General features: G+C 72.4%; 20 protein-coding genes. 10 read left to right on the forward strand and 10 right to left on the reverse strand.

Features of this window, described 5'->3' with window-relative positions:
- Window positions 1-76: 76 nt before the first annotated feature.
- The 3 genes from BR70_RS0104190 to BR70_RS0104200 form a co-directional block, all read right to left on the reverse strand.
- Window positions 77-352, reverse strand: a complete 276-nt coding sequence (locus BR70_RS0104190) for a DUF3072 domain-containing protein (RefSeq protein ID WP_017886246.1) — start codon at window positions 350-352, stop codon at window positions 77-79.
- 141 nt (window positions 353-493) lie between these two features.
- Window positions 494-1,249 (reverse strand): hypothetical protein, encoded by a 756-nt coding sequence (locus BR70_RS0104195; protein WP_027465042.1) that lies wholly within the window; start codon window positions 1,247-1,249, stop codon window positions 494-496.
- A gap of 11 nt (window positions 1,250-1,260) precedes the next feature.
- On the reverse strand, window positions 1,261-3,519 hold the full coding sequence (locus tag BR70_RS0104200) for an APC family permease (RefSeq protein WP_027465043.1): 2,259 nt from the start codon (window positions 3,517-3,519) through the stop codon (window positions 1,261-1,263).
- A 130-nt stretch (window positions 3,520-3,649) separates the two neighbouring features.
- On the opposite strand from BR70_RS0104200, the gene BR70_RS19485 reads away from it, so the two are divergent.
- Window positions 3,650-4,081: a MerR family transcriptional regulator gene (locus tag BR70_RS19485; RefSeq protein WP_081827242.1), complete on the forward strand. Its 432-nt coding sequence runs from the start codon at window positions 3,650-3,652 to the stop codon at window positions 4,079-4,081.
- Between the two features lie 94 nt (window positions 4,082-4,175).
- Here BR70_RS19485 and BR70_RS0104210 read toward each other — a convergent pair whose 3' ends face one another.
- From BR70_RS0104210 to yczE, 3 genes are all read right to left on the reverse strand, one after another.
- Window positions 4,176-4,757 (reverse strand): PadR family transcriptional regulator, encoded by a 582-nt coding sequence (locus BR70_RS0104210; RefSeq protein ID WP_027465044.1) that lies wholly within the window; start codon window positions 4,755-4,757, stop codon window positions 4,176-4,178.
- Window positions 4,754-5,626, reverse strand: a complete 873-nt coding sequence (locus BR70_RS0104215; protein ID WP_027465045.1) for a DUF4097 family beta strand repeat-containing protein — start codon at window positions 5,624-5,626, stop codon at window positions 4,754-4,756. The genes BR70_RS0104210 and BR70_RS0104215 overlap by 4 nt, the downstream gene beginning before the upstream one ends.
- A 190-nt stretch (window positions 5,627-5,816) precedes the next feature.
- Window positions 5,817-6,506: a membrane protein YczE gene (yczE, locus tag BR70_RS19490; protein WP_081827243.1), complete on the reverse strand. Its 690-nt coding sequence runs from the start codon at window positions 6,504-6,506 to the stop codon at window positions 5,817-5,819.
- Between the two features lie 61 nt (window positions 6,507-6,567).
- Here yczE and yczR point away from each other — a divergent pair, with 61 nt between their 5' ends.
- The 3 genes from yczR (at window position 6,568) to BR70_RS19495 (ending at window position 12,363) form a co-directional block, all read left to right on the forward strand.
- Window positions 6,568-8,019, forward strand: a complete 1,452-nt coding sequence (yczR, locus tag BR70_RS0104225; RefSeq protein WP_231495640.1) for a MocR-like transcription factor YczR — start codon at window positions 6,568-6,570, stop codon at window positions 8,017-8,019.
- Between the two features lie 166 nt (window positions 8,020-8,185).
- Entirely contained in the window at window positions 8,186-8,860 is a 675-nt protein-coding gene (locus tag BR70_RS0104230; RefSeq protein ID WP_027465047.1) for a DUF6518 family protein, read from the forward strand.
- A gap of 95 nt (window positions 8,861-8,955) precedes the next feature.
- On the forward strand, window positions 8,956-12,363 hold the full coding sequence (locus BR70_RS19495; RefSeq protein WP_231495641.1) for an efflux RND transporter permease subunit: 3,408 nt from the start codon (window positions 8,956-8,958) through the stop codon (window positions 12,361-12,363).
- Here BR70_RS19495 and BR70_RS0104240 read toward each other — a convergent pair.
- Both BR70_RS0104240 and BR70_RS22110 read right to left on the reverse strand, forming a co-directional pair.
- Window positions 12,360-12,656, reverse strand: coding sequence for a hypothetical protein (locus BR70_RS0104240; RefSeq protein WP_027465048.1), 297 nt, complete (start codon window positions 12,654-12,656; stop codon window positions 12,360-12,362). The genes BR70_RS19495 and BR70_RS0104240 overlap by 4 nt on opposite strands.
- Before the next feature lie 143 nt (window positions 12,657-12,799).
- Window positions 12,800-13,816, reverse strand: coding sequence for an alpha/beta hydrolase (locus tag BR70_RS22110; RefSeq protein WP_155896770.1), 1,017 nt, complete (start codon window positions 13,814-13,816; stop codon window positions 12,800-12,802).
- A 106-nt stretch (window positions 13,817-13,922) separates the two neighbouring features.
- Here BR70_RS22110 and BR70_RS0104250 point away from each other — a divergent pair, with 106 nt between their 5' ends.
- The 4 genes from BR70_RS0104250 to BR70_RS19510 all read left to right on the forward strand — a co-directional run bounded on the left by BR70_RS0104250 (window position 13,923) and on the right by BR70_RS19510 (window position 20,700).
- Window positions 13,923-14,777: a polyphosphate kinase 2 family protein gene (locus BR70_RS0104250; RefSeq protein WP_027465049.1), complete on the forward strand. Its 855-nt coding sequence runs from the start codon at window positions 13,923-13,925 to the stop codon at window positions 14,775-14,777.
- A gap of 269 nt (window positions 14,778-15,046) precedes the next feature.
- Window positions 15,047-17,212 carry a DEAD/DEAH box helicase gene (locus tag BR70_RS0104255; RefSeq protein WP_027465050.1) on the forward strand — a complete coding sequence of 722 codons (2,166 nt, stop codon included), beginning with the start codon at window positions 15,047-15,049 and terminating at the stop codon, window positions 17,210-17,212.
- Window positions 17,213-17,389: 177 nt separating this feature from the next.
- Window positions 17,390-19,423 (forward strand): bifunctional lysylphosphatidylglycerol flippase/synthetase MprF, encoded by a 2,034-nt coding sequence (locus BR70_RS19505; RefSeq protein WP_051596628.1) that lies wholly within the window; start codon window positions 17,390-17,392, stop codon window positions 19,421-19,423.
- Complete coding sequence (locus BR70_RS19510) at window positions 19,420-20,700, forward strand: alpha/beta hydrolase (RefSeq protein ID WP_051596629.1); 1,281 nt, start codon at window positions 19,420-19,422, stop codon at window positions 20,698-20,700. The genes BR70_RS19505 and BR70_RS19510 overlap by 4 nt, the downstream gene beginning before the upstream one ends.
- 165 nt (window positions 20,701-20,865) lie before the next feature.
- Here the strand turns inward: BR70_RS19510 and BR70_RS0104270 are convergent, their stop codons facing one another.
- Window positions 20,866-21,375 (reverse strand): mycothiol transferase, encoded by a 510-nt coding sequence (locus BR70_RS0104270; protein ID WP_027465051.1) that lies wholly within the window; start codon window positions 21,373-21,375, stop codon window positions 20,866-20,868.
- A 36-nt stretch (window positions 21,376-21,411) separates the two neighbouring features.
- Entirely contained in the window at window positions 21,412-21,990 is a 579-nt protein-coding gene (locus tag BR70_RS22115) for a MarR family winged helix-turn-helix transcriptional regulator (RefSeq protein ID WP_051596630.1), read from the reverse strand.
- Between the two features lie 208 nt (window positions 21,991-22,198).
- Here BR70_RS22115 and BR70_RS0104280 point away from each other — a divergent pair, with 208 nt between their 5' ends.
- Together BR70_RS0104280 and BR70_RS0104285 are read left to right on the forward strand one after the other, a co-directional pair.
- Entirely contained in the window at window positions 22,199-22,798 is a 600-nt protein-coding gene (locus BR70_RS0104280) for a hypothetical protein (RefSeq protein WP_027465052.1), read from the forward strand.
- A gap of 68 nt (window positions 22,799-22,866) precedes the next feature.
- Complete coding sequence (locus BR70_RS0104285) at window positions 22,867-24,084, forward strand: S24/S26 family peptidase (protein WP_027465053.1); 1,218 nt, start codon at window positions 22,867-22,869, stop codon at window positions 24,082-24,084.
- The last annotated feature ends 18 nt before the right edge of the window (window positions 24,085-24,102 follow it).

Here is a 24,102-nt window from a genome sequence, read left to right on the forward strand (position 1 = left end):
AGGGGACTGACCGCGCTTCGCCAGAACATGCCCAGAGCATGCCCAGACAGCGGTCCGCCGAAGGGCGGACCGCTTCTCAGGAATCGGCGCCGCGGCCGGTCTGCTGCTGGAGGCGGTCGATGTGCTCCGACGCCTGCGCCTTGGTGAGGTCGGCGGGGAGTTCCTCGCCGGCTTCACGGGCCAGGGTGTCGAGGTAGCTGCGCTGCGGTCCGGTCATGGGCTCGTCGCCGGTGACCCACTGCTCGGGGTCCTTGCTCGCGTCGGTGGAGGGGTCGGGTCGGGGGCCGCCGAGGGTCTCGCCCTGGATCGGTGCGTCCGGGGTCTGCTGCTGGTCGCGGTCTGCGTCACTCATGTCCGCGACGGTACGCCGCACCCCCGTCACGACACGCAGCAGCGGCGTCCCCCGAAGCGGCTCACCGGCACAGCGCGCACAACGGCACAGCGCGCACAACGGCACAGCGCGCACGACGGCACGCAAACGCACCGAAGCGGCTCAGACCGCTGTCGCCGCGTACCGCACCAGGTCGGCCCCGACGGCACTCGTGGCGATCGGCACGACGCGGTCGTCCCGCCGGATCCAGATGGTCGCCGCACGCTCGTCGATCCGGTCGACCTCGTGCAGCTCGCCGTCGAGCAGCACCGACGCCGTGACCCGGACGTGCCCGCTCGCCGGACGTGGGGGCAGCCCCACCACGTCGTCGCCGTACTCCGGGTGTTCGCCGGGCTGCAGGAACGGGGACACCGGGGCCGTGACGACCTCGAGTCCCTCGTCGACCGCGGTCACCGCCACCAGGCGGACGGCCTGGTCGGTCGGCAGCGGCACGTCGACGACGGGCTCGGCGGTGGGGCCGGCCAGTGCGCGGAAGGCGGGCCGACCGTCGGGGGCGAGGTGAGCCTCCAGGCCGTCGATCCGGACGCGACCGTGCCCACGGGAGTCGGCGTAGACACCGGGCTCGATGCCGGACTGTCGCGCCTCGAGCCGGGTGAGGACGACGCGGTCCGGGCGGTACCAGTCGCGGAGCGCGGCCGGGTCCACCCAGCCGACGCTCGGGACGCCGCGGGAGAGCGCGGCGGACTCGTCGGCGGCGCGCTCGTCGCGCGCGCCGAGGGGGTGCTCGCCGCGCACGGCGACGAGTCCTTCGAGCGGGCTGCCGGCCGGCGGTTCGTGGTCGAGCACCTCGACGCGCTTCGAGACCTTGCCGCCGTGTCCGTCGAACGTGGCGAACGTCCGCAGGTCACTGATGGTCATGGGGCCACATGCTACGACTCGTCGGCTCCCCGTCGCGGCGGCGAGGGCACGAGGGCGTGGATCTCTCCCGTGCAGAGCGCGGGGTCGATGCCCTCGGCGGGGCCGGCCGGACGGGTCGCGCGGCGCGGCTGGATGCTGTTGCGCTCGGCGGACCGGAGCAGGCGGTCCTCGGCCGAAGCCGAAGCCGAAGCCGAGGCCGCGGCCTCGGCCGACGAACCGGGCTGCGCGGGGCGGCGGAGCGGGGGCCGGATGGGCTCGCCGCGGCGCTCCTGGCCGGGCAGCGGGCGGGAACGGCGGCCGTAGAGCAGCTCGGACGAGTCGAGCAGCCACGGCACCAGGGCCACGGTGACGCCGTGCACGAGCAGCAGCTTCTTGCGGATGCGGCGGCCGCGGTGGTTGTGGAGCAGACCCTCCCACCAGTGCCCGACGATGAAGATCGGGGTGTAGACGGTGACGACCTCGGAGCCGTGCTCGGCCCGGTGTGCCTTGATGTACTTGATCAGGGGCATCGAGATGTCGCGGTACGGGCTCGGCACGATCGTCAGCGGCACCTGGATGCCGTACTCCGCCCACTGGTCGCGCAGGCGCTGGGACTCGGCGTCGTCGATCGCGACGTGCACCGCCTCGATGCTCGCGTGCTCCGCGGCGACCGCGTAGTCGAGCGCCTTGAGCACGGGCTTCTGCAGCTTGTTCACCAGGACGATCGCGTGGTCGCCGGTGGCGCCGAACTTCGTCTCGACGTCGGCCTCGATCTCGTGCGAGACGTCGCGGTAGTAGCGGTTCACGCCGAGCATGAGCACGTACAGCACCGGCATGATCAGGAACACGAGCCAGGCGCCGTGGGTGAACTTCGTGATCGTGACGATGACGAGCACCACGAGGGTGAAGGTCGCACCGATGGCGTTGATCGTCCGGGAGCGGACGACCTGCCCGCGGTTCACGGGTGGCTCGCCGTCGGCGGCGGGCGCCCCGTCCCGGTCCCGATCGGCCCGCAGCAGTCGTGTCCAGTGCACGACCATGCCCGTCTGTCCGAGCGTGAACGACACGAAGACACCGATGATGTAGAGCTGGATGAGGCTCGTGACGTTCGCCCGGTAGACCACGAGCAGCGCCGCGGCGACCAGGGCCAGGACGATGACGCCGTTCGAGTAGATGAGCCGGTCGCCGCGGGTCGAGAGCGCCTTCGGAGCGTACGAGTCGCGCGCCAGGATCGAGCCGAGCAGCGGGAACCCGTTGAAGGCCGTGTTCGCCGCGAGGAGCAGGACCGCGGCCGTCGTCGCCTGGATCACGAAGAACAGCACCGAGTTGTTGCCGAAGGTCGCGGCCGCGATCTGCGCGATGAGCGAGCGCTGCGGCGTGGTGGCGCAGTTCGCGAAGCCCTGCAGGTCGCAGGCACGCTCGGCGTAGTGCACGTGCGACACCAACGCCAGGGTGATGAGCCCGATGAACAGGACGATCGCGATGCCGCCCATCGCGACCAGGGTGGCCTGCGCGTTCTTGATCTTCGGACGGCGGAACGCCTGCACGCCGTTCGCGATGGCCTCGACGCCGGTCAGGGCCGAGCAGCCCGAGGCGAAGGCGCGGAGGAGCAGCAGGATGAACGCCGCCTGCGTGGTGTGCTCGACGTTCTGCACCGTGTACGCCGCGGACTCGGCGACCGGGGCGTTGCCGGCGGCGACCCGGACGAGCCCGGTGACGACCATCACGAAGACGCTCGCCACGAACAGGTAGGTCGGGATCGCGAAGGCCTTGCTCGACTCCCGCACACCCCGCAGGTTCGCGGCGGCGAGCAGCACGACGAACAGCAGGGCGAGCTCGACGCGGAAGTGGTCGAGCATCGGGAGCGCCGAGATGATGTTGTCGACACCGGAGGCGACCGACACGGCCACCGTCATCACGTAGTCGACGAGCAGCGCGCTCGCGACGACGAGCCCGGCCTTCTCGCCGAGGTTCCGGTGCGCCACCTCGTAGTCGCCACCACCCGACGGGTACGCCTTGATGAGTTGTCGGTACGAGGCGACGACGACCACGAGCAGCAGCACGACGAGTGCGGCGACCCACGGCGCGAACGTCAGGAAGGCCATGCCGCCGAGCAGCAGGATCATCAGGAGTTCCTGCGGCGCGTACGCGACAGAGGACAGCGGGTCACTCGCGAAGATCGGCAGGGCCAGGTGCTTCGGGAGGAGCTGTCCTTCGAGCTTCTCAGAGGGGAGGGGATCCCCGATCAGTCGTGCTTTCAACGACCGGATCTCGTTCGTCACGAGCGGCAAACCTACTCAGTTCCGGGCGCGAGTCAACACGGTTCGCCTGCCGCATATTCCCGGCTGCCCACTGGTGCTCCACCCTGGGGGCCGTGCACCCCGTGCGGTTGACGCAGCGTCAAGCACTACAGTCACCAGCATGAGCGCATCGACAGGCCCGGACGACCCAGCTGCGAAAGCTCCCCACGTCATCACCGAGGTGGCGCGTTCCGCCGGTGTCTCGAGTCGGACCCTCCGGCACTACGAGGCCGTCGGACTGCTGCCGGCCACGGCCGTCGGCGCCGGTGGGCTCCGGCGCTACGACGACCGAGCGCTGGTCCGACTGCAGCGCATCCTGCTGCTGCGCGGGCTCGGACTCGGACTTCCCGAGATCGCGCGACGGCTCGACGACGAGGGTGACGACGTCGCCGCGCTCACGGCACACCTGACGTGGCTCGAGCACGAACGAGACCGCCTGGCCCGGCAGCTCGCGGCCGTGCGCACCACCGTGGCGCGCGTCGAGCACGGGGAGGACCTGGCGGCGGCCGACGCGTTCGCCGGCTTCCCGCCGACGCGGCTGCCGGGTTCCTGAGGTGCCGGCAGCCCCGCGCACGCGGCGGGCCGACAGTCGGTGCGGACGGCGGCCGGGAGGCCCGTGGTCGCGACCGCCTGTCGGCCGTCGGCCGTCAGAGCGACTTGCGCAGGGCCTCCAGACCGTCACGCAGACGCGTCACGGTGTCCGCACCGAGCGTGCCGCGGGTCGCCCGGCGGCGCAGGTCCGCACGCACCTGCTGCCGGAACGACGACAGGGCCATCTCGAGCTCGCGCAGGGCGCGGGCGCTGTCCGACGGCACGGACACGGGCTCCTCGGCGGAACCTGTCGCCGGGCTCTCGGCGGCGGCGGCCAGGTCGGCACGGAGCGAGCGCATGGCCTCGCCGACCGAGGCGCGCACGCCGTCGGCCAACGACTTCACCGAGTCGCTCACGCCGGACTCGACCGCGGCGATCTCGTCGGCACGCGCCGCGAGCTCGGCACGGCCGGCGTCCGTGATCGCGTAGACGGTCTTGCGGCCGTCGGCGGTCTTGGTGACCAGGCCGTCGTCCTCGAGCTTCGCGAGCCGGGGGTACACGGTGCCGGCGCTCGGTACGTAGGTGCCGCCGAAGCGGTCGCCGAGTGCCTGGATGAGCTCGTAGCCGTGCATCGGGTGGTCGGCCAGCAGGACGAGCAGGTAGAGGCGCAGGTGGCCGTGGGCGAAGACGGGGCTCATTCGGGCACCTCGCTCTCGTTCGTCGGGGTGGTCGACGGGGTGGTCGGTGTCGTCGGGGGTGCCGGCTCGGCGACCGGCGGGGCGTGCAGCACCGCGATGTCGCCGGAGACGGAGTTCACCCGCAGGTCGAGCCACTGGCCGGACAGTTCGCCGCCCTGCTTGACGTACGAACCGCGCACTCCGCGGATCTCGGCGTCGTCGAACTGCAGCTTGCCGGTCGCGGTGTTCACCGTGCACTTGTAGGCGACGCCGTCCGCCAGGCGGACGCTCACCGAGCCGGACACCGTGTTGACGCGGGCGGACTCGGGGACCCCGTGCAGGTCGAGCACGACGTCGGCCGAGACACCGTCGGCCTGGAACCGCGGGATCTCGCCGGTGGCCACGACGTCGCCGGAGACGGTGTGCACCGCGAGCGCACCGTCGAGGTCGCGGATCGTGGTCGCGCCCGAGACGGCGTTGACCGTGACGTCGCCCGCGACACCGTCGACGACCAGGTCACCGGACACCGTGTTGAGGGTGGCTCCGCGGTTCGTGCCGGACAGCAGCGCACCGGCCGAGACGACACCGAGCGTGATGCCGGCGTCGCGGGGGACCAGGATGCTGACGTCGGCGTGGGCCTTGCCGCGGAAGGACTTCAGGAACCCGATGGGGTCGTCCCACCGGACCTGGGGGTGGTCGACGGTGAGGGTGTCGCCGTCGACCTCGATGAGCATCTGCTTGCCGGACACGCTGTGGATCTCGACCCGGGCCGTGGGTTCGTCGTGTGCGACGACGTCCACCTGCCCGCCCACGAGGCCGACACGCACGGTGCGCACGATGCCGGTGTCGATGACCTTGGGCTCGTCGACGAGCCACTTCTCCTGCGCCATGTTGCCTCCTGAAACTCGCGATGTATCGCGTCTGTGGAGGTCACGCTATATCGCGTTCCCCATGGCCGCAAGGGGTCGCACGCGATCGCCGGGCGATCGCCGGTCGATCGTCGGGCGAGCGCCGGGCGATCGCTCGGGCGATCGTGAGCAGGAATGGTCGGGTCGGCGCCGTGGACCCGACCATTCCTGCTCACGAAGCGGGCGTGGCGGGGGTGGGGCGGGCCTCCAGGGCGGGTGTGACGGCGGGTGCAGTGACGTCCCGCGCTGCGGCCGTGCGCTCGGGGCTCCACGGGAACCGGCGGAAGTGCGGCATGAGCGGCTGGACCATCGGGCCGATCGCGAACGCCGCGATGACGGTGCCGGCACCGACGTCCCCGCCGAGGACCCACCCGACGATCACCACGGTGACCTCGACCAGGGTCCGTGCGAGCCAGATCGGCCAGCCGAGCCGCTGGTGCAACCCGACCATCAGGCCGTCCCGCGCCCCGGTGCCGAACCCCGCACCGATGTAGAACGCCGTCGCGATCGCGAGCAGCACGAGTCCCGCGGCGAACAGCCCGATCCGGGCGACGATCCCCGACGGCTCCGGCACCAGCCAGAGCACCAGGTCCGCACTCGGCCCGATCGCCAGGGCGTTCAGCAGCGTCCCGATGCCCGGCTTCTGACGCAGCGGGATCCACAGCAGCAGGATGACGCCGCTCGACACGACCGTGATGACGCCGAACGACCACGGCACGACGTTCTCGAGCCCCTGGGTCAGCACGGTCCACGAGCTCACGCCGACCACCGCTCGGACCTGCAGTGCGGTCGAGGCGCCGTAGAGGAACAGTCCGACGAAGAGCTGGACGAAGCGCAGGGTGAGAGCGGTGCGGCGGGGCATGTGGCCATCGTCCCGACAGATTGGCCTGCTGGTCGAGAGCCAATCGCGCTACCGTGGACCCGTGCCCCCTGTCCTGATCAGTGCCCGCGCCGCCGCCCACCTGCTGACCGACTGGCGCGCGAGCACCGACGCGCCGGCCTACGAGGCGCTCGCCGATGCCCTCCGGGTCCTCGTCATCGACGGGCGGGTCGCCCAGGGTGTCCGGCTGCCGGCCGAGCGCGGCCTGGCCGCAGCCCTCGGCGTCTCACGCACCACCGTCGCGAACGCCTACGCCCGCCTGCGCTCCGACGGGTTCCTGGTGTCCGTCCGTGGCTCCGGCAGCGTGGTCCACCTGCCCCGTGACCTGGTCGGCCGGCCCGACCCCGAACGCCTGGGCGGGGTCGTCGAGGGGGACCTGCTCGACCTGCGCAAGGCGGCCCTGCACGCGGCCCCCGGCATCGACGAGGCGGTCGAGCGGGCGGTCCGGCACGTGCCCGCCGCGCTCGCCGGCATCGGCTACGACACCGTCGGCGACCCCGGCCTCCGCGCCGCGATCGCCGCGCGCTACACCGAGCGCGGGCTGCCGACCGAGCCCGCCCAGGTCATCGTCACCATCGGCGCGCAGCACGCGATCGCCCTGCTCGCGCGGGTGCTCGTCCGCCGTGGCGACGCCGTCCTCGTCGAGTCCCCGACCTACCCGCACGCGCACGAGGCCTTCCGCGAAGCCGGCGGCCGCCTGGTCGGCGTCCCCGTCGATGCGCGGACGGGGTGGGACGCCGCCGCGCTCGAGACGACGCTGCGTCGGACCGCGCCCTCCGTCGCGTACGTCATGCCCGAGCTCCACAACCCGACCGGTGCGACCATGTCCGCATCGACCCGCCAGCTCCTGCTGTCGGTCGCGGCATCGGTCGGCACGACCGTCATCGCCGACGAGACGATGGGGGAGCTCCGCATCGACGGCTCGCCGTCGCCGCCGTTGGCAGCGGCGGACCCGACGGGGGCGTCGGTCGTGATGATCGGTTCCGCCGCCAAGGTCTTCTGGGGCGGGCTGCGGATCGGCTGGATCCGTGCCGACCCGGCGCTGCTGCAGCGGCTGCTGCTCGCCCGCCCGACGGGCGACCTCGGCACCCCCGTGCTCGACCAGCTGGTCGTGCGCGAGCTGGTCCCGCGCACGGCGGCCGTCCTGGAGGCGCGGCGTGCGTCCCTGCGTGAAGGTCGCGACGCGGTCGTGGGGGCGCTCCGGGCGCGGCTCCCGGAGTGGGACGTCCCGGCGCCGGCGGGCGGGTTGACGACGTGGGTCGGGCTCGGGCGGCCGGTGTCGAGCGCGCTCGTGCTCGCCGCCCGGGCCGAGGGCGTGGTGCTGGCCTCGGGCGGGGTGTTCGGGCCGGACGGCGGGTTCGAGCGGTTCCTGCGGGTGCCGTTCACGATGGCCCCGGCCGACCGGGGACGGTTGGTCGACGTGCTGTCGCGTGCGTGGGAGCGGGTCGGTGGCGAGCCGGCGGGGGTGCGGGGGTCGTTGGCGGCGGTGGTCTGAGCGGTGCGTCGTCCGGGCACGGTGTCGTCCGCCGGGCTCGGTGTCGTGCGCCGGGGCTCGGTGTCGTGCGCCGGGGCTCGGTGTCATCCTCTGGGGTGAGGCCGGGTCGGGGGTTGTCGCTCCTCGGGGTGATGCGGCGGCGGTGGGGTCCGGCGAGGCTGGAGCCATGAACGCGACCCTGTCCGCCGGAACCCGCTCCGCCGTGCCGACGCCCGTCGACCCGCCCGCGCCGGTCCCCGCCGTGGTGCGGGTCACCATCGCGCTGAGCGGGGCGGCCCTTGCCGGCGTCCTGACGTCGTTCGGGCAGGCGGTGCCCGCACTCGCCTCCGTGTCGAACTCGGCCGGACCGTGGTTCCTCGTCGCCGCGCTGCTGTGCCTGGCGGCGGGAGCACGAGCGGGCCGGGTCGCCCTGCCGCTCGCGATGGTGCTCGGCGTCGTGCTCCTCGAGCTCATGCACGTCGGTTACTGGGCCACGACGGTCCTGCGTGGGTTCCCGGACGTGCTGTCGATCACGAACCCGTGGGTGCTGCTCGGGGTGCCGGCCGGGCTGCTGGCCGGGGCGGTCGCCGTGGCGGTGCGGTCCCGCGACGCCCGGTGGCGCGCGGGGGCGCTCGGTGTGACGGCCGCGGTGCTCGTCGGTGAGGGGATCCGCGGGCTGCTGCAGGTCGCCGCGACGACCGGGCACGTGACCTGGGTCGTCGAGATCGTCGTCGGCGTGGTGCTCCTCGGCATCGGGGTCCTCGGCACCCGTTCACCCGTTGCGCGCGTGGTGGCGCTCGGCACCGGGGTCGTCGGGACGGTCGCGGTGCTCGGGGCGTACCTGGTGCTCGGCGGGTTCTGATCCGTCGGTGGGTCCTGGCCCCTCGGTCCTGATCCGACGGCGGGTTCTGGCTGCCAGCCGAGCGTTCGTCGGTCGGTCCTGCGAGGATCGATGACGTGCACCTCCTCTCGGTCTTCAGCCTGCGCAACCGGGCCCTCATCGCGCTCGTCACGATCGTGGTCGCGGTCTTCGGCGGCATCGCGCTCTCGAGCCTCAAGCAGGAGCTGATCCCCAGCGTCGAGTTCCCGCAGGTCGCGATCGTCAGCGCCTACCCCGGAGCCACGCCCGAGGTCGTGTCGAACGACGTCTCGACCAAGATCGAGCAGGCGATCCAGGTCGTCCCGGACCTCGAGTCGACCAGTGCGACCTCGTCTACCGGGCAGAGCGTGGTGTCGGCGTCGTTCCAGTACGGATCGAACCTGGCCAGCGCCGAGGACAAGATCCAGACCGCGGTGAACGCGCTGTCGCTGCCCGACTCGGTGCAGACGCAGATCGTCACCGGGTCCTTCGACGACCTGCCGGTGCTGCAGGTCGCGGTCTCGGCGTCCGGCAACCAGGAGCAGCTCGTCGACCGGCTGCAGGCCTCGGCGATCCCCGACCTCGAGAAGCTCGACGGTGTGCGGCAGGCGGACGTCTTCGGCAACCCGGGTCGTCGGGTCGTCATCACGCCGAACCAGGACGAACTCGCCGCCCGCGGCCTGACCCAGACGGCGATCTCGGACGCGCTCGACGACAACGGCACCCTGATCCCCGGCGGCACCATCACCGAGGACGGCTCGACCCTGTCGGTGCAGACGGGCGAGCGGATCGCTTCGCTCGAGGACATCCGCGCCCTGCCGCTCACGAGTTCGTCGAGTTCTTCGGGCTCTTCGGGCTCGTCGGGCTCGGACGGGTCCGGGTCGGGTGCCGCCGGTGCCGCCGGGACGACACCGTCCGGTGACGGCACGGCTGCGGGTGCCACCGGTACGGGTGCGACCGGCACCGGCACGACCGGAACCGGCACGGGTACGACCGGCACCGGTACGACCGGCACCGGGGCGACCGGTGACACCGCGACGGGCGGGTCCACGACCGCGGCCACTCCCACCGACACCACGTTGGGCGACGTCGCGAAGGTCGCCATCACGGAGTCGCCGCGCACCTCGATCAGCCGCGTGGACGGCCAGCAGGCCCTGACGATCTCGATCACGAAGACGCAGGAAGCCAACACCGTCGACGTCTCCAAGACCGTGCGCGACGCCCTGCCCGGCATCGAGGACAAGATCGAGGGCGACCCCCGTTTCACCGTCGTCTTCGACCAGGCGCCCTACATCCAGCAGTCCATCGACTCCCTGGCCGAGGAAGGCCTGCTCGGGCTCGCCTTCGCGGTGATCGTCATCCTGGTGTTCCTGCTGTCGTGGCGCTCCACGCTCGTCACCGCGATCTCGATCCCGACGTCGGTGCTCCTCGCCGCGATCGGCATGCGCGCCGCCGGGTACACGCTCAACATCATCACGCTGGCGGCCCTCACGATCGCGATCGGCCGCGTGGTCGACGACTCCATCGTCGTCATCGAGAACATCAAGCGGCACATGCTCCCCGGCGTCGACCGCGGCCGTGCTGTGCGGGACGCCGTGCGCGAGGTCGCCGGTGCGGTCACCGCGTCGACGCTGACGACCGTCGCGGTGTTCCTGCCGGTCGCCTTCGTCGCCGAACTCGTGGGGGAGCTGTTCCGTCCGTTCGCCGTGACCGTCACCCTGGCGCTCGTCGCGTCGCTGTTCGTCTCGCTCACCATCGTCCCGGTGCTCGCGTACTGGTGGCTGCGCCCGCCGAAGGCGAAGCCGGGCGACGCGACGACGGCAGCGGACGCGGAAGCGGAAGCGGTCGTAGCGCCGTCGGCTCCCGACGTCGAGCACGATCGCTCCGAGGGTGCGCTCGCCTCCGCCGCCGACCTGCACGACGCCGGCACCGCGGACCGTCTGCGCCGCGTCTACCTGCCGGTGCTCCGGTGGGTCGTCCGGAAGCCGGTCGTCGTCATCCTGCTCGCCGTGATCGTGCTCGGCGGAACGGTCGCCACGCTGCCGTTCGTCACCACGAACTACCTCGGCGACTCGGGGCAGAACACCTTCACGGTCACGCAGGACCTGAAGGCCGGCTCCAGCCTCGCCGTCCAGTCCGAGTCCGCCCGCAAGGTCGAGCGCGCGCTGCAGGACGTCGACGGCGTCGAGACCGTGCAGACCACCATCGGCACGAGCGGCCAGTCGATCCAGGCGGCGTTCGGCGGTGGCGGCAGCGCCTCGGTGCAGTACGCCGTCACGACCGACGCCGAGGCCGACCAGCCGACGATCCAGGCCGACGCCCGGAAGGCGATCGGGTCGATCGAGAACGTCGGCGAGGTCACCATCGCGTCCTCCGGCGGCGGGTTCGGCGGCAGCAGCGACATCGAGGTCGACGTCACCGCGCCGACCCAGGCGCAGCTCGAGACCGCGTCGCGCCAGGTGCTGAAGACCATGCAGTCGGTCCCGGACACCACGGGCGCCACGAGCAACCTGTCTGCCGCGGAGCCGTTCCTCGCCGTCCGGGTCGACCGCCAGAAGGCCGCGTCACTCGGCCTGACCGAGACCCAGGTGGGTGGCCTCGTCGCCGCAGCGGTCTCGCCGCGGGACACCGGCAGCATCGAGATCGACGACGCGACGCTCGACGTCTACATCGCCGACCCGGAGCCGCCGACCACCATCGGTGCACTCCGTGCCCTCGACGTGCCGACGAGCACGGGCACGGTCCCGCTGTCCGACGTCGCCAGGGTCGAGGAGTCCGAGGGGCCGACCACCGTCACCACGACGAACGCGGCCCGCACCGCCACGATCACCGTGACGCCGGACGCCACGAACCTCGGTGCGGCCGTGCAGTCCGTCACGACCGCCGTCGACGAGCTCGACCTGCCGAAGGGTGCGACCGCTTCGATCGGTGGCGTCGCCGCCAGCCAGTCGTCGGCGTTCTCGCAGCTCGGGCTCGCAGTGCTGGTCGCCGTGCTGATCGTCTACGTGATCATGGTCGCGACGTTCCGGAGCCTGCTCCAGCCGCTGCTGCTGCTCGTGTCGGTGCCGTTCGCGGCGACGGGCGCGATCCTGCTGCAGATCGCGTCGGGCGTCCCGATCGGCGTCGCGTCGCTGATCGGTCTGCTCATGCTCGTCGGCATCGTCGTGACGAACGCGATCGTGCTCATCGACCTCGTCAACCAGTACCGACGGCGCGGGTTGCGGGTGCGCGAGGCGTTGATCGAGGGCGCCACACGACGCCTCCGTCCGATCCTGATGACGGCGATGGCGACGATCTTCGCGCTGCTGCCGATGGCGATCGGGCTGACCGGCAAGTCCGGCTTCATCTCGCAGCCGCTGGCCCTGGTCGTGATCGGTGGCCTGGTGTCCTCGACGCTGCTGACGCTCGTGGTGCTGCCGGCGCTGTACTTCGTGGTCGAGCGGGCTCGAGAGCGCCGCGCGGATCGGCGGGCCGCGCGGCAGACGGAGCCGGGCGAAGCGGTCTAGCGGCGGTACTCGGCGTCGATGGCGGCGAGGGGCGAGACGACGACGCGCTCGGTCCGCTCCTCGCGCTCGACCGCCCGGAACCACGACACGAGCACCAGGGTCAGCGTCACGAGGAACACCACGGCGGCGCCCTGCGACACGACGGCCAGCTGCCCGGTGACCGAGGCGTACCCACCGAACGACACCGCGGCGACGAACGACAGCCCGAGCAGCAGCTCCCCGAACGTCTGCAGCGCCGGGCGGTCCCAGCGGGTCGCAGCGGCGCGGGCAGGGCGGGTCGAGGTGTCGGTCACCCCCGAAGTCTGGGGCCGGGGGCGCGGCAGCGGCAGTCCCGACTCCGGGTGGCACCCACCCGGGGCACGCGGTCGGACGCCCTTCGCGGCCGGCCGGTCGGACGCCCTGCGCGGTCAGGCGATCAGCCGGTCGGCCGGCGCGGTCAGCCCAGCTGCGTCCGCAGGAACGTGACCACGCGGCGGCTCATCGCCTCGTCGAGCTGGGCGATCGAGTGCGCCGTGCCCTCGACCGCCACGAACGTCACCGGGACGTCGTGGGACCGGAGTGTCGCGGCGAACTCCTGCGACTCCCACATCGGGATGAACTCGTCGGTGGAGTGCCCGATGAAGAACGGCGCGGTGTCCGAGGTGACCTGGAACTCCGGCGACGCCCTGGTGGCCGCCGGGCACCTGGCGTACGACCGGCACCCCAGGTAGAGCAGCTGCTTGCGCTGGAAGGCCGCCGACACCCCGTCGGGCTCGGTGGACCGGGTGGTCAGGTTCGTCGGCCCGCTCAGGTCGACCACGGCACGGATCCGGTCGCCGTCGGCGTACGCGGCGGAGTCGTGGTCGGTGACGGCGAGCATCGCGGCGAGGTTGCCGCCGGCGCTGCCGCCGAACACGCCCACGCGCTGGGAGTCGACGTCGTAGGTCTCGAGCGTCGCCGGACGGAACACGTAGTCGAGCGCACGGCGGACGTCGTCGAGCCCGGCCGGGAACGGGTCGGTCGGCGCCAGCCGGTAGTCGACGTTGAACGTCACGAAGCCCTCGGACGCCAGGTACTTGCACACGGACCGGTAGGCGGCGGTCGCCTTGTCGCCGTGCGACCAGCTGCCGCCGTGGATCATCAGGACCGCCGGGCGTCCGGTGGCGGCCCCGACCGCTGGGGCATCGGGGTCGGCGGCGGCCGAGGCGGACGGCGTCGCGGTGGGGGTCGCCGTCGTCGCGGGGTCGCTGTCGGCCGGCAGGCACACGTCGAGGCGCTGCAACGGATCGGTGCCGTAGGGCACGTCGGCCACCACGTCGATGCCGTGGTACCGCAGCGACAGCGGGTAGATGATGCTGTCCGCGGTCACCGTCGCGTTCTCGTCGCCGACCGGGTCCGTGCTGCAGGACGCCATCGCGCCGAGCGCCACGACCGCGGCGACGAGCGCGAGCACTGAGCGGCGGCCGGACTTCATCACGTCCACGCTAGCCGCACCGGCAGCCGCCCACGTCACCCGAGCGGAGGACGGCAGTGCGAGGATGAGCACGGCAGCCGCCGACCGGAGCACCGCAGGAGGACCCGTGAGCAATCGCAAGGCCTGGAACGCCGATCCCGAACCACTGCTCCGCGTCGAACCCGGGTTCCGCCTCGACCAGGTGGACCCGGACGGCACCCCGGGCTTCCCCGGCCGCAAGATCGACGGCCTCGAAGCCCTCGCCGCCGGCGCCTCCCGTCTCGCCGCCCTGCAGGAGCGCCTGTACGCGGCGTCGACCGCCGGCGACGAGCGGCGGGTGCTGCTCGTGCTGCAGGCGATGGACACCGCGGGCAAGGGCGGCATCGTCTCGCACGTCGTCGGTGCGGTCGACCCGAACGGCGTGCACTACGCCGGCTTCAAGGCCCCGACGGCCGAGGAGCGCGAGCACGACTTCCTCTGGCGCATCGAGCAGCAGCTGCCCGCAGCCGGGCAGCTCGGCGTGTTCGACCGCTCGCACTACGAGGACGTGCTCGCCCAGCGGGTCCGTGGGCTCGCCGCGCCGGACGAGATCGAACGTCGGTACGGCGCGATCACCGCCTTCGAGGACGGCCTCGCCGCCGCCGGCACGACCATCGTCAAGGTCATGCTGCACATCTCGAAGGACGAACAGCGCGAGCGCCTCGGCGACCGGCTGGACCGCCCCGACAAGCACTGGAAGTTCAACCCGGGCGACATCGACGATCGCCTGCTCTGGGACCGCTACCAGCAGGCGTACCAGATCGCCCTCGACCGCACGTCGACCCCGCAGGCTCCCTGGTACGTCGTTCCCGCGAACCGCAAGTGGTACGCCCGCCTCGCCGTGCAGCAGCTCCTGCTCCGGGCGCTGGAGGACATGCACCTGTCGTGGCCGAAGGCGGACTTCGACGTCGCCGAGCAGCGTCGTCGGCTCGCGGAGTCCTGAGCGCACGACCCCGGCCTGGAGGCCCGTCCCGCGCCCGGCACGCCGCCGCCGGACCGCGCGGGGCTGGCGTCAGGGCACCGGCTCGCGTAGACTCGCTCGGTCGGCCTTCGACGTCGTGACATTGTGATCACGGAAATTCTGCTGGGTGTGTGTTGCTCGAGGGCTGGAATCACGTCGACTCGCGACGGGATGAACCCCCTCTCCGCAAGCAGCCCCCGCCGATGTCGCTGTCGGGCGCTGCGGTACGTTGCGCACCCGAGAAAGCAGCCATGGCCCCGTACAACAAGGGCGGCGCGGACAACCGCGCCTCCGACCGCGTCCGCCACCCGAACGGCACCCCCGCCGCCCGCAGCAGCAAGCACCGCGGGTTCCGCGCCGCCGACTCCTCGCAGCCGCGCCAGAAGCAGCGCTGGGACGCCGAGGAGCGTCGCGGCCGTGCGTCGCAGGGCGAGCGTCCGGCCCGTCCGAACTGGGAGCCGCGTGACAGCGGCGGCCAGCGGCGCCCCGACCGCGACGACCGTGGCGGCCGTGGCTACAACCGCGACGCTCCCTACTCGCACGGCCGTCCCGACGCTCCGCAGGCTCCGCGTCGCGCCGGAACCGGCTCGCAGGGGCCCAGCGCCCCGCGTCGCTTCGATCGTGACGACCGTGCACCGCGTCGTGACAACGACGACCGCCCGCGTCGTTTCGACCGCGATGACCGTGCACCGCGCAGCTTCAACCGTGACGACCGCGCGCCCCGTCGTGACAACGATGACCGGCCCCGTCGCTTCGACCGCGATGACCGCGCCCCGCGCAGCTTCAACCGCGATGACCGTGCCCCGCGTCGGGACAACGACGACCGTCCGCGTCGTTCGTTCGACCGTGACGACCGTGCGCCCCGTCGTTACAACCGCGACGACCGCGCTCCGCGCAGCTTCAACCGCGACGACCGTGCGCCCCGTCGTGACAACGACGACCGTCCCCGTCGTTTCGACCGCGACGACCGCCCGCGTCGCTCGTTCGACCGCGACGACCGTGCGCCCCGTCGTGACAACGACGACCGCCCGCGTCGCTCGTTCGATCGCGATGACCGCGCCCCGCGCAAGTTCGACCGTGACGACCGCGCCCCGCGCAAGTTCGACCGCGACGACCGCACCGACCGTGCCCCGCGCCGCTCGTTCGACGAGCCCGAGCGCGGCAAGTTCGTGCCGGCCGACGACGTCAAGCTCGAGAAGCTCCAGGCCGAGGCCACCATCGCGGCCGACGTCGAGGGCGTGACCTTCGGTGACCTGGGCATCGGCGGCAACATCTCCCGCGCCCTGCAGGAGCTCGGCGCCTCGAGCCCGTTCCCGATCCAGGCGGCGACGATCCCCGACGTGCTCGCCGGCAAGGACGTCCTCGGTCGTGGCCGCACCGGCTCCGGCAAGACCATCGCCTTCGGTGCGCCGCTGGTCGAGAAGCTGATGGAGCACGGCGGCGGCACCAAGCGCAAGATGGGCCGCGCCCCGCGTGCGCTCATCCTCGCGCCGACCCGTGAGCTCGCCCTGCAGATCGACCGCACGGTGCAGCCCATCGCCCGTTCGGTCGGCCTGTTCACGACGCAGATCTACGGCGGCGTGCCCTACGGCCGTCAGGAGGGCGCGCTCGAGCGCGGCGTCGACATCATCGTCGGCACCCCCGGTCGTGTGCAGGACCTCATGAACAAGGGGAAGCTCGACCTCAGCGAGGTCATCATCTCCGTGCTCGACGAGGCCGACCACATGTGCGACCTCGGGTTCCTCGAGCCGGTGCAGGAGATCCTCTCTGCCACGGCCGAGGTCACCCCGCAGGGCAACCGCGCGCAGAAGCTGCTGTTCAGCGCGACGCTCGACACCCAGGTCGCGGCGCTCGTCGAGCAGTTCCTGCACGAGCCGAGCGTGCACGAGGTCGCGGGTGAGGACCAGGCGTCCTCGACCATCGACCACCGTGTCCTCGTTGTCGAGCAGCGCGAGAAGGACCGTCTCCTCGAGGAGCTGGTCGCCGGCGACGGCAAGACCATCGTCTTCGCCCGGACCCGCGCCTACGCCGAGCGTCTGGCCGACCAGTTCGAGGACGCCGGCATCCGCGCGACCTCGCTCCACGGTGACCTGAACCAGTCGCGTCGCACGCGCAACCTGCAGCTGCTCACGAGCGGCCGCGTCAACGTGCTCGTCGCCACCGACGTCGCCGCCCGCGGCATCCACGTCGACGACGTCTCGCTCGTCGTGCAGGCCGACGCCCCGGACGACTACAAGGCGTACATGCACCGCTCCGGCCGCACGGGTCGTGCCGGCAAGGAGGGCACGGTCGTGACCATCGTCCCGCGTGGCCGCATCCGCAAGATCGAGGGCATCCTCGAGCGCGCCGAGATCGAGGCGGACCTGGTGCAGGCCGCACCCGGTGACGGCATCGTGTCGGAGCTCGCCGCGCGCTAGTCGCGACCCCACGACGGACAGGAGGCCCGGTACCAGCTGGTACCGGGCCTCCCGTCCGTCACACGGTGCGACCGAAGACCGCACTTGCGCCCGGGTCATCCTCTCGGAGGACCCAGAGCCGCCGTGCTCATGCCCCCGGCTGATGACACGGGCGAGCAGGACCGCTGCAATGATCACGTGACACCCGCAGCGCTCGTCGGACGACTCCGCCGGTTCCCCGTCTCCGTCTCCGTGGCCGCAGCGACGACCGCGCTCCTCGTGACCGCGCGGATCGCTCACGCCGAGCCCGACTTCCCGCACCACCCGCCCGTCGCGTGCCTCGCCATGGTCCTCGTGATCGTGACGACGGTGCTCGCCGAACGGTCCCTCGGTTCCGTCCGCACGGTGGTCATCGGCGTGGTGGCCCCGGCGCTCGGCGTCCTCGGAGCCCTGCTCACCGTCAGCATCGGGTCAGCGCTCGGCGAGGCACACGCCGAACTCGCGGTCGGCCAGCCGCTCTTCGCCCCGTCGATCGTCGCCGCCGCCTTGCTCGGTGCCGCTTCGGCAGCGATGCCCGCGCAGCACCGGTGGCGTACGCGAGCCGCGCTCTGGACCGTCGTCCTCACGCTCGTGCTCTTCGCCGGCCACGGATCGGACCTCGCCCGTGCCCTGGCGACGCTGCTCGGCACCGCAGCCGGTTCGTTCGTGGTGCGCCGGGCCTCCGGTCGCGACGCGCCGACCGCGCGTGACACCGTCAGCGCACGCACCTGCGTCGTCGCGACGCTCATCGCGCTCGGCGCGGGCACCTTGGTGACCCCGGTCGTGCCGGACCCGGACGGCGTGCTCTCGGTGTTCGCCGACGCCATGAGCGACCGTGCGGTCGTCATCGTCGGGCTCCTCCTGCTGGTGTCCGCCTGGCTCGTGCAGCGTGGCCGGCGGACGGGCATCGTGCTCGCCGTCGGCGTGCTCGTGACGCTGACCGCCGTCCTCGCCGATGTGTTCCTCATCGAACCGATGACCGACGACGCCGTGCAGTGGCGCGGTCTCGGGCTGGACGCGATCGAGTGGCAGGTCACACTGCTCGGCGCGTGGCTCGTGCCGGCGATGGTGCTGCTGGCGGTCCTGGCGCTCCGCGGACGCCTCGTCCGCTCGCGGTTCCGTGCCGCCACCGACGGCCGCGGTGCCCTGGTCGAGATGCTCCGCGACGGCGATGCCGGAACCCTCGGCCACATGGGCACCTGGCGCGGCAACGCCACCTGGACGGACCCGGACGGACGTGGGGCCGTGGCGTACCGGGTCCGCGGGGACGTGGCACTCACCGTGTCGGACCCGGCGTGCAGCGCTGCGGACCGCGCCGAGGTCGTGTCCGCGTTCACGGCCTTCTGCGACCGCAACGGCTGGGTGCCCGCGTTCACGAGCGTGCACGACCCGGTGCGGCAGATCCTCGCCGCCGACGGGTGGACCGCGCTGCCCGTGGGAGTCGAGTCGGTGCTGGACGTCGCCACCTTCGACCTGCGCGGCAAGAAGCGGCAGGACCTCCGGACGGCCTCGAACCGGGCGGACCGTGAGGGGGTCCGCGACGAGTGGACGACCTTCGACGCCCTGGCTGACGAACACCGTGCCGAGGTCGAGGCGATCTGCACGCGGTGGGCGAGCGACCGGAGACTGCCGGAGATGGGGTTCACCCTGGGCGGCTTCCACGAGCTCGACGACCCCGACGTCCGACTCATGCTGGCGGTGACGGCCGACGGGCAGGTGACCGCGGTCACGAGTTGGCTGCCCGTGTACGAGCACGGCGTGCTGGCCGGCTACACGCTCGACGTCATGCGCCGCGGCGACGACGGCATGCCGGGCGTCATGGAGTTCCTCATCGCCCGGACCGCGATCCGGGCACACGACGCAGGCCTGCGGATGATCAGCCTCTCCGGCACGCCGCTCGCCGCCCACGACGGCGCACCGTCACTCGTGTCCTTCGGATCGGTCCTCGTCGCCCGGCTCCTCGAGCCGGTGTACGGGTTCCGGTCGCTCCAGCGCTTCAAGGAGAAGTTCGGCGCCCGACACGAGGCGCTCTGGATCGTGGTCCCCACGCCGTTGCACGTGCCGCGGGTCGCACGTGCCCTGGCCGGCGCGTACGTACCGGGCCTCCGTCCGAAGCACCTCTGGGCACTGCGGCAGGCACACCGCTCGGTCGTGCGCGAGCCCGCTCCGACGCGGGTGGTGTCCGAGCAGTGAGTCCGACCGAGTGGCTGCTCGCCACCCAGCTGCAGGCGCCGTCCAAGCTCGTCCCGCTGGACGTGGCGTTCGCCGTGCTCGGTCTCGCCGTCCTGCTGCCGGCGCTCGGGGCGCTGCGTTCGCGCGTCGCGTGGCGACGGGCCGGGGTCCGCGCTGCCGTCGCGGTGGTCGCCGCCGCGGTGGTGCTGCTCGTGTGCTGGGTCCTCAGCGATCTGATGAACCTGTTCGGCGTCGCGCTGAGCCCCGTCACCCGGATGTGGTTCGTCGTTGCCGCAGCTGCACTGGCCCTGGCGGTCGTCGGACTCGTGCAGGGCCGTCGCTGGCGCCGCGTCCTCGCCGGGCTGCTCGTGCCGACCGCGCTGCTCGCGTCCGCCCTCGGGGTGAACGTCGAGTTCGCGATGTACCCGACGCTCGGCACCGTCGTGCAGACGGACCCGTTCCCGGAGCTCGACCTCGCCGCAGCCCCCGTCGCCACCATGCCCACGACCGGCGAGGTCCGCACCGTCGAGATCCCCGGGGAGCGATCGGGGTTCCCCGCACGGCCCGCCGTCGTCTACCTCCCGCCCGCTGCCCTGGTCAGGGATCCGGCGCCGCTGCCCGTCGTCCTCGCCTTCTCCGGCCAACCGGGGGCTCCGAGCGACCTGTTCACCGCCGGCCGGATGGGCAGCGCACTCGACGGGTACGCCGCAGCCCACCACGGCCGAGCGCCGATCGTCGTCTCCGTCGACCAGCTCTCCGCGCCCGGCCTGAACACGATGTGCGTCGATTCGGACCTCGGCAACGCAGCGACCTACGTCACCGAGGACGTGCCCCGCTGGCTGACGGCGCACCTCCCGGTGACCCCGGACCGCCGTGCGTGGGGCCTCGCCGGCTTCTCGCAGGGGGCGACCTGCGCGATGCAGTTCGCCACCGCGCACCCCGACCGGTTCGGGGCCGTGCTCGCGGTGTCCAGCGAGCTGCAGCCCATCGACCAGAACCCGCAGCACAGCGCCGACCGGGCCTTCGGCGGATCGATCACCGCGTGGAAGGCCGCCGGTCCGATCGCGCAGATGCGGGCGGACGACCTGCACGGGCACGCGTTCTGGTTCACCGCGGGGTCGGCAGACGGGGCGTTCAGCCGCAACGCTCGCGTCCTCGCCGACGCTGCACGGGCAGCGGGCGCGGACACCAGCGTCGCGTTCGCCCCGGGGAGCGGACACGACTGGAACACCGTGCAGTGGTCGTTCCGCACCGAGCTCCCGCACCTGGCCGACGCGCTGTCCGCGGGGCGTCACTGATCCGCGCCACCGGGGTCTGACCCACCTTGTGACGGACGGGAGGCCCGGTACCAGCTGGTACCGGGCCTCCCGTCCGTCACATGGTGAGCACCGATGGTCGGGTCGCGACGTCGGACCCGACCATTCCTGCTCACGAAGCGGCGGCGCGACCGCGGCCGCGCGCGCTCAGCGGTTGAAGAACAGCAGCCCGCGCACGAAGCCGGCCTGTCCGGCGTGCTGCGTGCAGTCGTCCAGGATGCTCACGAGTCGCGCGCCGGCCGTGACGGGCGGGTCCCACGCATCGTCGACGACGGGGTCGAGGTCGTCCGGACCGAGCGTGCCGAGGTACGCGACCGTGCGCTCGTGCGCGGCGCGCAGGTACCCGGTGAGCAGCTCGGCGGAGGCCCGCACCCGCCCGACGTCGTCGCGGGACATGCCGTACCCGAGCGCCTCGGCCGGGAACGGCAGCCCGAACCGGTCGTACCAGCCGTCCGCCGTCCAGACCTGCTCGGAGCCGGCGAGCTCGGCGATCTGCACGTCCTGGCCGCGGGCGATGTGCCACGCGAGCCACGCGAGGGTGTTCGCCCCGGCGGCCGGCCGTGCCGCGAGCTGGTCTTCGGAGAGCCCGTCGACGGCCCGCTCGACCGTCTCGGGGACGCGGGAGAACGCTTCGGTGAGGAGTTCAGAGGGGGTCATGGCGCTCACGCTACGCGCGGGCCGTGACACCCGCTGTCACACGGCGGTGCTGCGGTGGTGGCGCTCCAGGGCGGCACCGAGCCCCTCGAACGCGGCCGCGACCACGGCGCGGTCGGACGGTGCGACGACCTGCCGGAACGCGTCGGAGTAGACGGCGCCGACCTCGCGGGCGACCGCCGTGCCCGACGGCGTGAGGTGCAGGAGCACGCTCCGGCGGTCCTCCGGGTTCGGGCGACGTTCCAGGTGTCCGTGCTTCTCGAGTCGGTCGATCAGCGACGTCATCGCCCCGGTGGTGAGCTCGAGGTACTCGCCGGCCTGCTTCGGGGTCACGCCGTGGCCGCCGGCGGCGCTGAGGAAGAACACGAAGCGGGTGTCCGTGGCGTTCAGCCCGCGGATCGTGCTCTCGTGGTGCAGGACCCGTGCGTGCTGCATCTGGAGCACCCGGAAGGCGGTGAGCAGTCGCGGCAGGTCGGCGTCGGGGTCCGTGTCGGCGGTGACGGGGTCGAGCGCCGTGACGTCGGGCGACATCGGTGCCGGCGGCGTCGTGGGGGCGACGCGCGCCGCGGGGACGGCGGGTGCATGCGGGGGGAGGACGACCGGGTCGGTGTCCGTCATGGGAGCTCTTCTCGGGTACAGGGTGGGAACTTCAGTCAACAAGTAACTCACTCGTCAAGATACCCCCATCAGTGGGGACATCTCAGGTCTTGTGAGCTGCTTGAACGCCAAGTAGCTTGATCGTCGTACCACCTCGGCACGTAGCGCGACCAACCACCGCGGGCCCGTCCGAACCACCGATCAGATCTCTTCCTCACGGAGTCCAACCATGTCTCGTGTCACGCCTCGTGCTGCCCGCCTCGCCGCCTGGATCGCCATCCCCGCCGCCCTCGTCGCCTCGGGGGTCGTCGTCTCGACGGCCTCGTACGCGGCGTTCTCCTCGACCACCATCAACCCGACGAACAACTGGACGGCCGGCAGTGTCGCCCTGTCCGACGACGACAACAACACCGCGCTGTTCACGGCGAACAACCTGAAGCCCGGCTCGGCCGGTGCGAACTGCATCGCGGTGACCTCGACCGGTTCGCTGCCCTCGGCCGTCAAGCTCTACGGCACGAACGTCTCGACCACGAAGGACCTGGCCGCGAACGTCAACCTGACCATCGAGCAGGGCACCGGCGGCGGCTTCGGCTCCTGCTCCGGCTTCACCCCGGCCGCCACCGGCGGCTCGCTCTACAGCGGCACCGTCGCGGGCTTCGGCGCCGCCTCGACCAACTACGCGACCGGCGTCGGCAGCTGGGCCCCGACCGGCACCGCGTCCGAGACGCGCGTCTACCGCGTCAGCTACACGGTCTCGAGCACCGCTCCGAACACCGTGCAGGGCGGCACCGCAGCCCTCGGCTTCACCTGGGAGGCCCAGAACAGCTGAGCCGGGACCGGGGCCGAACCAGCCCCGTCCGTTCCCTCCCCGCAACGCGCCCCCGGTCGAAGGCAGTCATGAGCAGCATCGCAGTGCACGGTGGTCCCGCACCGCACGCAGCGGTCCGTGACGCCGTCGACTGGGGGCGCGTCGTCGTCGCCACCCTCGCCCGGGGCGTGGTCGCGACGCTGCTCGGGCTCGCGCTCTGGGCGGCCGCGCCGGCGCTCATCGGCTGGCAGCCGACCACCGTGATGACGGGCTCGATGGAGCCGCGGATCGTCCCCGGTGACGTGGTCGTCTCGCGTCCGGTCGGTTCGGGCGAGATCTCGACGGGCAAGGTCCTGCTCGCCGACGACCCGGACCAGCCGGACCACCTGCGCATGCACCGCTACGTCGAGGACGGCCCCCGCGGCACGATGGTCACGAAGGGCGACGCCAACCCCCAGCAGGACTCCACGCCGATCGAGCGCTCCGCCGTGCACGGGGTCGCCTTCCTGCGCATCCCGTTCATCGGGACACCGATCCGGTGGATCAGCGCCGGGGAGTGGGGCCTGGTCGCGATGCTCGCGCTCGGCCTGACCGCGGTGCTCGCGCTCTGCACGATCGACGGGTCGCTCCGGCGACTCGTCGAGGCCGACGACGACACCGACGGCGCGGCCGGTGGTCCGGACGACGCGGCCGGTCCGGACGACGCCGCCGGTCCGGACGACGCCGCCGGTCCGGCAGACGGTGCCGACGACGGCCTGGAGGCGCGGAACGGCGCCGCCACGAGCCTCCCGACCGCTGCGTCCAGCGTCCTCACCCGTCGCGCGCTGCGTCGACGAGCACGTCGCGTGCGGCGGCTGCGCCGCGTCGGCGGGGGCGCCGCGGTGCTCGTGCTCGCGGCGGCGGCCGGCGTCCTGCTGCCCGGAGCGGCGGACGCGGCCCCGTGGTCACGGACCACCGTCGCACCGACCGCGACCTTCACGGCGGGCACGGCGACCGGTGTCCCCACCCTCACCTGCGCCCCGGCGGGGTCGAACACGGTGACGATCGCCTGGACCTACGACAACGGCGCGATTGTGCCGGTGTCGTTCGACCTGATGAACGGGACGATGCAGGTGGCCAGCACGACCACCGCCGGGGCCCGTTCGATGCCATACGCCGGCGCCGGACTCCTCAACCTCGGCACGACGTACGAGCTGCGCCTCCGCACGAACCTCGGCAACAACTGGACCGCTCTGAGCACACCGACGGTCAGGGTCAAGGTCGTCTCGGTGCTGGGCCTGGCGTCCGCGAGCTGCGTGACCGCCTGAGTCCTCCACAGGGCACCG

Source organism: Curtobacterium sp. UNCCL17, from assembly GCF_000686685.1.
Taxonomy (GTDB): domain Bacteria; phylum Actinomycetota; class Actinomycetes; order Actinomycetales; family Microbacteriaceae; genus Curtobacterium; species Curtobacterium flaccumfaciens.

What these genes read in the sequence shown, in the direction of transcription:
- BR70_RS0104255 (WP_027465050.1), top strand. Translation starts at nt 15,047, where the DNA reads ATGGCCCCGTACAACAAGGGCGGCGCGGACAACCGCGCCTCCGACCGC.
- yczE (WP_081827243.1), bottom strand. Translation starts at nt 6,506, where the DNA reads ATGCCCCGCCGCACCGCTCTCACCCTGCGCTTCGTCCAGCTCTTCGTC.
- BR70_RS0104210 (WP_027465044.1), bottom strand. Translation starts at nt 4,757, where the DNA reads ATGAGCCCCGTCTTCGCCCACGGCCACCTGCGCCTCTACCTGCTCGTC.
- BR70_RS0104285 (WP_027465053.1), top strand. Translation starts at nt 22,867, where the DNA reads ATGAGCAGCATCGCAGTGCACGGTGGTCCCGCACCGCACGCAGCGGTC.
- BR70_RS0104230 (WP_027465047.1), top strand. Translation starts at nt 8,186, where the DNA reads ATGAACGCGACCCTGTCCGCCGGAACCCGCTCCGCCGTGCCGACGCCC.
- BR70_RS0104280 (WP_027465052.1), top strand. Translation starts at nt 22,199, where the DNA reads ATGTCTCGTGTCACGCCTCGTGCTGCCCGCCTCGCCGCCTGGATCGCC.
- BR70_RS0104270 (WP_027465051.1), bottom strand. Translation starts at nt 21,375, where the DNA reads ATGACCCCCTCTGAACTCCTCACCGAAGCGTTCTCCCGCGTCCCCGAG.
- BR70_RS22115 (WP_051596630.1), bottom strand. Translation starts at nt 21,990, where the DNA reads ATGACGGACACCGACCCGGTCGTCCTCCCCCCGCATGCACCCGCCGTC.
- BR70_RS0104215 (WP_027465045.1), bottom strand. Translation starts at nt 5,626, where the DNA reads ATGGCGCAGGAGAAGTGGCTCGTCGACGAGCCCAAGGTCATCGACACC.
- BR70_RS0104195 (WP_027465042.1), bottom strand. Translation starts at nt 1,249, where the DNA reads ATGACCATCAGTGACCTGCGGACGTTCGCCACGTTCGACGGACACGGC.
- BR70_RS22110 (WP_155896770.1), bottom strand. Translation starts at nt 13,816, where the DNA reads ATGAAGTCCGGCCGCCGCTCAGTGCTCGCGCTCGTCGCCGCGGTCGTG.
- BR70_RS19485 (WP_081827242.1), top strand. Translation starts at nt 3,650, where the DNA reads ATGAGCGCATCGACAGGCCCGGACGACCCAGCTGCGAAAGCTCCCCAC.
- BR70_RS0104190 (WP_017886246.1), bottom strand. Translation starts at nt 352, where the DNA reads ATGAGTGACGCAGACCGCGACCAGCAGCAGACCCCGGACGCACCGATC.